The organism is Candidatus Symbiothrix dinenymphae, from assembly GCF_001431085.1.
The window spans coordinates 1-9,908 of record NZ_BBRU01000224.1 but is presented as its reverse complement, the minus strand read 5'-3'; the positions used below and the strand labels follow the sequence as shown (position 1 = coordinate 9,908).

Sequence of the window (9,908 nt, the reverse complement as noted above, 5' to 3'; positions counted from 1 at the left end):
ATGATGCGATGCAACAGCGCAAGCGGTTTTTGGGTGGGGTAACCCGTGGCTTCTTTGGAATTTCCTTTTAACATTGGAATATCCCACCAGTCTTCAGGCAATTTTCCATCTTCCTTCAATTCAACAGCACCGCCATCTGTCATTTTGCTCGCATTAGCCGCATAACCTGCTCTGTCGAGACTGCTTTGAGCATAAGGCACTCTAATTGCATCCCCATTAAAGGTCCATTGTTCACCTTTTGAATACCAAAATATCACATCGTGCAAGCGTGGCAACTGTCTTTGTTTCGGTGCAGACGGTCGTTTGTAACACCAAATTATTTCATTTCTAAAATTTTTTTTGCCAAAAATTTCATCTAATACCCCTTTCAAAAAATGGCTTGCGGTAGGGTCGCAATGCAGATACAGACTGCCTGTGTCTTTTAATACGCGGTGCATTTCGATGATGCGCTGCGCCATATAAGTCAAATACGCCGCCATCGCTTTGCTGTGTATCGCGCCTATCGCAGCAATGTATTTTGTCAATGCCGGATATTTTTTTGCCAAAGTATTGAGATAGGCCACATTCACATCTTCCCACGTCCACATATCTTTGAAGCTTGAGCCGGCCGCTTTGCTGCCTATCGGCGCCGAATAAATCCGCTTGGAGTTAAACGGCGGGTCTAAATATATCAAATCAACCAAATTGCTATTTAATCCGGTCAGTATAAATAGATTATCCTCTGTGTATAGGGTGTTGATAAAGTTTTCCATATTTTATTCTCCAAAAGTTATTTTTTCCTTTAATAATTTTTTGCGTGTTTCGATTTTCAACCGCAAACTTTCCATTGGGTTAGCGCTTTTCATTTTGTTGCAATGGCTGCACAATAACTGATAATTTTCGTAGCAGTCACCGCCGCCTTTCGAGCGCGGACGGATGTGGTCTATCTCCAAATTCCAAATGTCAAATGCAGTTCCGCAGGCATTGCACAAGCCGTTTTGCTCTTTGTAGAGACGCTCCTTAACCGATTTTGTCGGCTCAACTTTTTGTATATCAGTTCGTTGAGGTATAATCGCTGTATGCACAAAATTTTTAAACAGCCCTGCATCATCACTCAATCTTTCAACCAAAATATCAGCGGCTTGTTTTTCAATATCAATGCCAATCCATTTTCTACCCAATTGTTGGGCTGCCACGCAAGTGGTGGCACAGCCGCAAAACGGGTCAAGCACAATATCGCCTTCGTTTGACGATGCTTTAATAATGCGATGCAATAATGCAAGCGGCTTTTGGGTCGGGTAGCCTGTTTTTTCTTTACTGCTGCCTGTTAAATGTGGGATATACCACACATCTCGCGGTATTCCGTAATTAATGTTGAAACCTTTTTCGTCATCACTCGTATCAATGATGGTTGAACTACTGCCTGCAAAATGTTTGTTGCTCACAAAACCCTCTGTATCAGCATATTTACCCCATCTTTTCAAAGTATTTTCACTGGCCGGATAATCTGTTCTGTCGGGGTGAATTTGATGTAAATTACTTTTTGCATAGCACAAAATCACATCGTGGTCTCTTCCCAAATGACTTGACGATGCTTTCAATGTTGTTTTATAATGCCATATAATTTCATTTCTAAAATTATCTTTGCCAAAAATTTCATCTAACACCACTTTCAAATAATGGCTTGCCGTAGGGTCGCAATGCAAATACAAACAACCTGTGTCTTTCAATACGCGGTGCATTTCGATGATGCGCTGCGCCATATAAGTTAAATATGCCGCCATCGCTTTGCTGTGCATCACACCTGTGGCAGCGATAAAATCCGTCAATGCGGGGTAATTTTCTGCCAAAGTATTGAGATAGGCCACATTGACATCCTCCCACGTCCACATATCTTTGAAGCTTGAGCCGGCCGCCTTGCTGCCTATCGGCGCAGAATAAATCCGCTTGGAATTGAACGGCGGGTCTAAATATATCAAATCGACTAAATTGCTATTTAATCCGGTCAGTATAAATAGATTATCTTCTGTGTATAGGGTGTTGATAAATTCTTGCATACTGAGAGGTTTTTTACGCATAAAGTTTTTCGCGCAACGCCCGAATTTCATCCGAAATGATATAATCATCATAATCCATGCGCTTGTCAATGATGCCTTTGGGGGTGAGTTCAATGACGCGGTTGCAGACTGTCTGGATAAATTCGTGGTCGTGGCTTGACATCAGGATGATGCCTTTGAAGTTCTTCAGTGTGTTGTTGAACGCCTGAATCGACTCTAAATCCAGGTGGTTGGCGGGCGAATCGAGTATGAGGCAGTTGGCATCGTTGAGCATCATTCGCGAAATCATACAGCGCATTTTCTCGCCTCCCGACAGCACGGCGGCTTTTTTCAGCACCTCCTCGCCCGAAAAGAGCATCTTGCCCAGATAGCCTTTCAGATACACCTCGTGGGTGTCGGACGAGAATTGCGAAATCCACTCCACCAAATTCATATCGGTGTCGAAATATTTGGAATTATCGAGCGGCAGATAGGCTGTGGTGATGGTTTGACCCCACTCAAAGGTGCCTGCATCCGCCTTTTTCTCGTTGTTGATGATTTGAAAAAAGGCTGTCATCGCCCGCGGGTCGTGCGACAGAAAAATGATTTTATCCTCTTTTTCGACATTGAACGACACGCTTTTGAACAGCGTTTCGCCCTCGACACTTGCCCCTAAACCATTGACTTCCAATATGGCATTGCCCACTTCGCGCGCCGGCGTGAAAATGATGCCCGGATATTTGCGCGACGACGGACGAATTTCCTCGATATTGAGCTTCTCAATCATCTTTTTGCGGCTGGTGGTCTGCTTCGACTTCGCCACATTGGCAGAAAATCGGCGAATAAATTCTTCCAATTCCTTTTTCTTCTCTTCCGCCTTCTTATTTTGATTTTGCTGCTGACGGAGAGCCAATTGCGACGACTCGTACCAAAAACTGTAATTGCCCGAAAAGAGTTTGATGTCGCCAAAATCAATGTCCACAGTGTGCGTACACACGGAATCCAAAAAGTGGCGGTCGTGCGACACCACCAATACCGTGTTTTCAAACTCGCTCAAGTAATGCTCCAGCCACGACACTGTTTCCAAGTCCAAATCGTTGGTAGGCTCATCCAAAAGGAGGTTGTCGGGCTTGCCAAACAGGGCTTGTGCGAGCAGCACGCGCACTTTTTCCTTCCCGCTGATGTCGCGCATCAGGGTCGTGTGCAAACTTTCCTTTATCCCCAAACCGCTCAGCAGGTTGGCGGCATCACTTTCGGCGTTCCAACCGTCCAATTCGGTAAATCGCTCCTCCAATTCCGCCGCGCGCACGCCATCGGCATCGCTGAAATCGGCTTTGGCATAGAGGGCGTTTTTCTCGTTCATAATGTCCCACAGCACCGTGTGACCCTGCAAAACGGTATCCAACACCGTGAACTCATCGTAAGCAAAGTGGTCTTGCCGCAACACCGAGAGGCGTTCGCCGTGACCAAACGAAATCTGCCCGCTCGTTGGCTCCAAATCGCCGCTCAAAGCCCGCAAAAACGTGGATTTCCCCGCACCATTCGCCCCAATAATGCCATAGCAATTGCCCGAAACGAACTTCATATTAACTTCCTGAAACAACACCCGCTTCCCAAACTGAATGCTCAAATTACTAACTGTTATCATCTGCTTTTTTGTTTTTTGGGTGCAAAGATACGAAATAGTTATGAGTTATGAGCTATTTTTAGTCTGTCTCACCCCCTATTTGAGCTGTAATTCGGCGCTTCTTGCGTGATTGCGACATCGTGTGGGTGGCTTTCGAGCATTCCTGCTGCTGTTATTCTGGTGAATTTGGCTTCGTGCAATTGCTCTATGTTGGCGGCTCCACAGTAGCCCATGCCTGCCCTTAGTCCGCCGGTCATCTGGTAGATGACTTCGTAGAGCGAGCCTTTGAACGGTACGCGGGCGGCGATGCCTTCGGGCACTAATTTTTTGATGTCGTCTTCCACATCTTGGAAATAGCGGTCTTTGGAGCCTTTTTGCATAGCTTCCAGCGAGCCCATGCCGCGGTAGGATTTGAATTTGCGACCGTTGTAGAGAATTGTTTCGCCCGGCGACTCTTCCACGCCTGCCAAGAGCGAACCCATCATCACGGAATTGCCGCCGGCTGCCAATGCCTTCACGATGTCGCCCGAATAGCGCAGTCCGCCGTCGGCAATCACCGGTATTCCGCTGCCTCTCAGTGCTTTAGCCACTTCGTAGATGGCAGACAGTTGCGGTACGCCAACGCCTGCAATGACGCGCGTGGTGCAAATCGAACCCGGTCCGATGCCCACTTTGATACCGTCGGCACCTGCTTTTGCCAACGCTTTGGCGGCTTCGGCGGTGGCGATATTTCCGATGATTATGTCGGTTGTTTTGAAATGCTTTTTTGCCGCTTTCAGCACCTCAATCACGCCTTTGGAATGTCCATGAGCGGTGTCAATCACGATGGCATCCACTCCGGCATCCACCAGAGCGGTGATGCGTTCGTGCGTGTCGGCGGTGACACCCACACCGGCTGCCACACGCAGGCGACCGTGTTCGTCTTTGCAGGCAAACGGCTTGTCTTTCGCCTTCGTGATGTCTTTGTAGGTGATTAAACCTATCAATTTGTTGTCTTTATCCACTACCGGCAGTTTTTCAATTTTGTATTTTTGCAGAATATCGGCTGCCCTTTCGAGGTTGGTCGACTGGTCGGTGGTAACTAATTTTTCGGAAGTCATCACCTTGTCAATCAGCAGATTGCGGTTGCGTTGGAAGCGCAAGTCGCGGTTGGTGACGATGCCCACCAGGTGGTTTTCGTCGTCCACCACGGGGATGCCGCCGATTTTGTATTCCACCATCAAATCGAGCGCATCGCCCACTGTTTTGCCGCGTTTGATGCTCACGGGGTGCGAAATCATCCCATTTTCGGCACGTTTCACCGAGCGCACCTGTTTAGCCTGCTCTTCGATGGACATGTTTTTGTGAATCACACCGATACCCCCCTCACGAGCAATCGCAATAGCCAAATTAACTTCGGTGACGGTGTCCATAGCGGCAGAAACCATCGGAATGTTCAGTTTGATGTTGCGAGAAAACAGTGTCGAAAGTTCAACATTGCGAGGTAACACCTCAGAATAAGCGGGAATCAGCAAAACATCGTCAAACGTCAACCCATCCATAACAACTTTATCAGCAATAAATGACATAACGGTAAGTTTTTTTTATTGCGCGCAAATGTACGGCTTTTTTTTGGATTACGCAAATTCTTGAGTTTGCGAGGGGGTGAGGCGGCCTGCACCCTAAATCGAAAAAATATTTGCTAAATAGCAAAACATTTACTACCTTTGCGCCCGAAAAAAAAATAACAATTATAAATATGAAAACAAATTTTAGTAAAATTCTTTTCGCATCTTCGTTCCTGTTTGCAGGGACGTTCTCCTCGTTTGCTCGTATTGAGCTTCCGAAAGTATTTACCGACAATCTTGTCTTGCAGCAGCAAACTCAGGCTCCTGTCTGGGGGCGCGCTACGCCGAAGAAAGAGGTTACTGTTACCACTTCCTGGGACAAAAAGACGTATGTGGTGCATGCCGACCCGACGGGCAAGTGGCAAGTGAGCGTGCAAACTCCTGTGGCGAGCAACACGCCCTACTCGATTACGATTTCCGATGGGAAAGCCGTTACGCTCAACAACATCCTCATTGGCGAAGTGTGGATATGCTCCGGTCAGTCGAATATGGAAATGCCGGTGGCAGGTTGGGGCAAAGTGATAAATTATGAGCAGGAGGTTGCCACCGCCAACTATCCGCAAATACGTCTGTTGCAGGTGAACAGGACGACCTCCACTCAGCCGCTGGAAGATTTGAAGAGTACGCGTGACGGCTGGCAAGAGTGTTCTCCGGCTACTGTTGCGGAATTTTCGTCTGTGGGCTTCTTCTTTGGTCGCCATTTGTTGCAAAATCTGAAAGTGCCCATTGGGTTAATCAACACCTCGTGGGGCGGCACCATTGCGGAAGCGTGGACAAGCGGCGAATCGTTGGAACTGATGCCGGATTTTAAAGCCGGCGTGAGCGAGATACGGGCAGTGTTTGAGGAAGAGGCGCAACGTACTTACGAGCAGAATCTTAAAGCCTGGAACGAGAAAATCATCAAAGCCGATTTGGGCAGTACAAACCATTGGGAGCAAAGCAAATTCGATGACAATGCCTGGCAAACCATGACCCTCCCCGGCGTATGGGAAAGCAAGGGATTAGCCAATTTCGACGGCATCGTGTGGTTTCGTAAGACCGTAGAAATCCCTGCGGCTTGGGCAGGCAAAGAGCTGCAACTCAACTTGGCAATGATTGACGACAGCGACATCACCTATTACAATGGTGTGAAAGTGGGTGCAACAAACGGTCATAATGTCGACCGCCGCTATAAAATACCGGCATCCCAAGTGAAAGCAGGTAAGGCTGTTATAGCTGTTCGCGTGACTGATACCGGAGGCGGAGGCGGCATTTACGGAGAGCCGCAAAACATGTCCCTGTCGCTTACCGCTAAGCCTCAAGAAAAACTTGCATTGGCAACCGAGTGGAAATATAATGCCGTTGTGGACTTAACGAAGTTGGGAAACGCCCCTGTCGGGGTGTCGAACAATCCCAACCGACCCACTGTTTTATACAATGCGATGCTTCATCCCCTTGCTCCGTATGCTGTGCAGGGTGCCATTTGGTATCAGGGCGAGAGCAATGCGCGCCGCGCCGAGCAGTATAGAACACTTTTCCCGTTGATGATTCAAGATTGGCGCAAATTGTGGGGCTACAATTTCTCGTTTTACTTTGTGCAGTTGGCAAACTTTGCGGCATCATTAGGCGAGGCTTGGCCCCTGTTGCGAGAGGCACAGTCGCAGACTTTAGCGTTGGAAAACACCGGTATGGCGGTTACAATTGATATTGGCGAGGCGAGAGACATCCATCCGAAAAACAAGCAGGATGTGGGTTTGCGCCTGGCATTGGCTGCGCGGGCAAACACCTATAAGGAAAATATTGCCTTCTCCGGTCCCATCTATCAGTCGCATAGCATTGTGGGGAAGACGATTCGCATCCGGTTCAATCATACCAATCAGGGATTGAAAAGCAAAAACAACGCCCCTCTTTCGGGTTTTACGATTGCCGGACCCGACCACAAGTACTACAAGGCGGATGCTAAGATTGAAGGCGATGAGGTGGTGGTGTCGTGCGCCGAAGTGCAATTTCCGGTAGCGGCGCGCTATGCGTGGGCAGAAAATCCGGAGTGCAACTTGTATAATGGTGCAGGGTTGCCTGCGTCGCCGTTCAGGACAAAATAGTCTGAACAAACGTGACAATTTCACTGATTGTAGCGATAGGGGAGAAGAACGAGGTAGGTTGTGGAGGCAACCTGCTTTGTCGTTTGCCAGCCGATATGACTCATTTTAAGGAGATTACGACCGGTCATCCGGTGGTGATGGGGCGGAAGACGTTTGATTCGCTGCCCAAGGGGGCGTTGCCTAACCGGCGCAATGTGGTGGTTAGTCGCCAAGCGGATTTGCAAATAGAAGGTGTTGAGGTGTATCCATCATTAGACCACGCCTTTATCAAGCTGATGGACACTGACGAGGTGTTTATCATTGGCGGCGCGCAAATTTATGAACAGACCCTCGCATGTGCCAACAAACTGTATTTGACAAAAATCAAAGCCTCGTTCCCCAATGCCGATGTGTTTTTCCCAAAAATTAATTACTCGGAATGGCGCGTGTTGAGCCAAGAATCCCATCTGTCGGACGAAAAGCATCCCTACGCATTCACCTTTGTGGAATTAGAGCGCTAAGGCAACCTAATTTTTTTTTCAGATGCTATTTTTAGCAGACGGTGTTTTGTCCCGCAGGGACAGCACTTTATTAACCGTAGACTTTAGTCTACGGGAGTGATGGAGCCCCCCCAAAGTCCCGCATGGGACGACACATTGTTATTCTGCAAAATTGCACCCATCTCAAGTGCCGTCCCATGCGGGACTATGAGGTTGTCGTCATTCTCGTACCGTAAGCTAAAGCATACGGTTAATAAAGTGCTGTCCCTGCGGGACAAGGAACGAAAGCCAAGTGGTATGATTGCGGATAGTCATTAATTTTTTCGGCAACTCCGAACATTATGTTAAAAATCCATAAATCCGCAAAAAAACATAACTCATAACTCATAACTCAAAACTATTCACTACCTTTGCCCAAAATTATAAATAAAAAACAATATGGCAACACCAATTAAACCTACGCCGATTCTTACCGGCAGGGATTCTATCCGCTTTGCAAAGGCGATGGAAAATGTGCAGCAGATTTCGCCCGAAAGGCGAAAAGAAATGCAAGAAGCATACGACTGGTATAAAAAAGCAGCGCGATTTCCGATATGCCCCAAATGAGTGAAATTGTAGATAAAATCGACATTGTTCGCTTGGAAGAAGATACCCCGATTTCCTCTTTTGATTGTGGCGACATTGATTTGAATGATTTTTTGCTCAATGATGCAAAAAACTATTCAAAAGCAATGCTTGCTGTTACCTATTTGGTGAAAATTGAAAGTGAAATAGCGGCTTATTTTTGTCTTTCATACGATGGCTTAAATAGAACTGCGATTTTGACTGAAGAAGAAAAAGCCCTTTGGAACAAAGTAGGGCGCAAAATCCCAAACAGCAAAAGGCGCAAAACGTATCCTTCGGTAAAAATCGGACGTTTGGCAGTAGCGAAAAAATATGCCGGATACGGAATAGGACGGCGTATTATTGATACTGTTACGATGATGTACCTCTACGAGCAGCACCACGCCGCCTGCCGGTTCATTACCGTAGATGCCTATCGCACTGCATTTCCTTTTTACGAAAAAGCCCAATTTAGATACCTCACAACCAAAGATACAGACGAGGACACCCGTGCCATGTACTTTGATTTGAAAGCAATACCGGCATAATAATTCATAATTTTGTTCTATCCCGCAGAGAACATTTTTGTCTGAATCAGAATTTTCAGGATTAAAAGATTAACAGGATGAATTTTATGTTAAGGCTGAAAGCCTTGTAGCAATAGCGTAGGGCATCGCCCAGTCGTGGTCGGGAGATTGGTTAGATGTTGAATTTACGGGCTGAAAGCCCAGCGTTGGGGAAATGGTTTTGTGTGTGTGTTGCGTGTGTTGCGCCCTGAAAGGGCAACATATCCCAGCCCAACGCATCGCGTTGGGGTAATGGGTTTTGTGTGTGTTGCGTGTGTTGCGCCCTGAAAGGGCAACATATCCCAGCCCAACGCATCGCGTTGGGGTAATGGGTTTTGTGTGTGTTGTGTGTGTTGTGTGTGTTGCGCCCTGAAAGGGCATTATATCATTATGTTGCCCCATCATATCTCATCATTATTCATCATTATTCATCATTATCATTTTCCCAACGCGATGCGTTGGGCTGGGATATGCTGGGCTTTCAGCCCGTAAATTCAACATCAACCCAATCTTCCGACCACGACTGGGCATCGCCCTACGCTATTGCTCGAAGGGCTTCACCCTTAACCTGACGGCTATGCCACTACGGGGTTGCCGGCAGGAGGTAAAAATTTCTGCAACCCCACCCAATATGTTAAAAATCCATAAATTCGCAAAAAAATCATAACTCATAACTCATAACTCAAAACTATTCACTACCTTTGCGCCCGAACATAAAAAACAACAAAAAAAAAGATGATAAAAGGTAGAAATATAGCGTATGGCATGCTTCCGTTAGAAGCCCCGTTTTTGGGCATTTTAATGCGATTTAAGGCATTTTTAACATATTGGGTGGGGTTGCAGAAATTTTTACCTCCTGCCGGCAACCCCGTAGTGGCATAGCCGTCAGGTTAAGGGTGAAGCCCTTCGAGCAATAGCGTAGGGCGATGC

At 47.1% G+C, this 9,908-nt stretch carries 9 protein-coding genes; 4 read left to right on the top strand and 5 right to left on the bottom strand.

Annotated elements, in window-relative coordinates; translation table 11 throughout:
* The 4 genes from ASC50_RS03175 to guaB all read right to left on the bottom strand — a co-directional run.
* On the bottom strand, positions 1–752 hold a 752-nt coding region (locus tag ASC50_RS03175), incomplete at its 3' end, for a DNA-methyltransferase (protein WP_162491129.1).
* 3 nt (positions 753–755) lie between these two features.
* Positions 756–2,036 (bottom strand): DNA methyltransferase, encoded by a 1,281-nt coding sequence (locus ASC50_RS03170; RefSeq protein WP_056928693.1) that lies wholly within the window; start codon positions 2,034–2,036, stop codon positions 756–758.
* A 13-nt stretch (positions 2,037–2,049) separates the two neighbouring features.
* Positions 2,050–3,663, bottom strand: coding sequence for an ABC-F family ATP-binding cassette domain-containing protein (locus ASC50_RS03165; RefSeq protein WP_055430790.1), 1,614 nt, complete (start codon positions 3,661–3,663; stop codon positions 2,050–2,052).
* 68 nt (positions 3,664–3,731) lie between these two features.
* Positions 3,732–5,210 (bottom strand): IMP dehydrogenase, encoded by a 1,479-nt coding sequence (gene guaB / locus ASC50_RS03160; RefSeq protein WP_055430789.1) that lies wholly within the window; start codon positions 5,208–5,210, stop codon positions 3,732–3,734.
* Between the two features lie 170 nt (positions 5,211–5,380).
* Here guaB and ASC50_RS03155 point away from each other — a divergent pair, with 170 nt between their 5' ends.
* The 4 genes from ASC50_RS03155 to ASC50_RS03145 all read left to right on the top strand — a co-directional run bounded on the left by ASC50_RS03155 (position 5,381) and on the right by ASC50_RS03145 (position 8,960).
* Complete coding sequence (locus ASC50_RS03155; RefSeq protein WP_055430788.1) at positions 5,381–7,330, top strand: sialate O-acetylesterase; 1,950 nt, start codon at positions 5,381–5,383, stop codon at positions 7,328–7,330.
* Between the two features lie 11 nt (positions 7,331–7,341).
* Positions 7,342–7,830, top strand: a complete 489-nt coding sequence (locus tag ASC50_RS03150) for a dihydrofolate reductase (RefSeq protein ID WP_055430787.1) — start codon at positions 7,342–7,344, stop codon at positions 7,828–7,830.
* Positions 7,831–8,247: 417 nt separating this feature from the next.
* Positions 8,248–8,415: a hypothetical protein gene (locus ASC50_RS07130; RefSeq protein ID WP_158648343.1), complete on the top strand. Its 168-nt coding sequence runs from the start codon at positions 8,248–8,250 to the stop codon at positions 8,413–8,415.
* Positions 8,412–8,960, top strand: a complete 549-nt coding sequence (locus ASC50_RS03145) for a GNAT family N-acetyltransferase (RefSeq protein WP_055430786.1) — start codon at positions 8,412–8,414, stop codon at positions 8,958–8,960. The genes ASC50_RS07130 and ASC50_RS03145 overlap by 4 nt, the downstream gene beginning before the upstream one ends.
* Positions 8,961–9,044: 84 nt before the next feature.
* On the opposite strand, the gene ASC50_RS07125 is transcribed toward ASC50_RS03145, so the two are convergent.
* On the bottom strand, positions 9,045–9,383 hold the full coding sequence (locus tag ASC50_RS07125; protein ID WP_158648342.1) for a hypothetical protein: 339 nt from the start codon (positions 9,381–9,383) through the stop codon (positions 9,045–9,047).
* Positions 9,384–9,908: the final 525 nt, after the last annotated feature.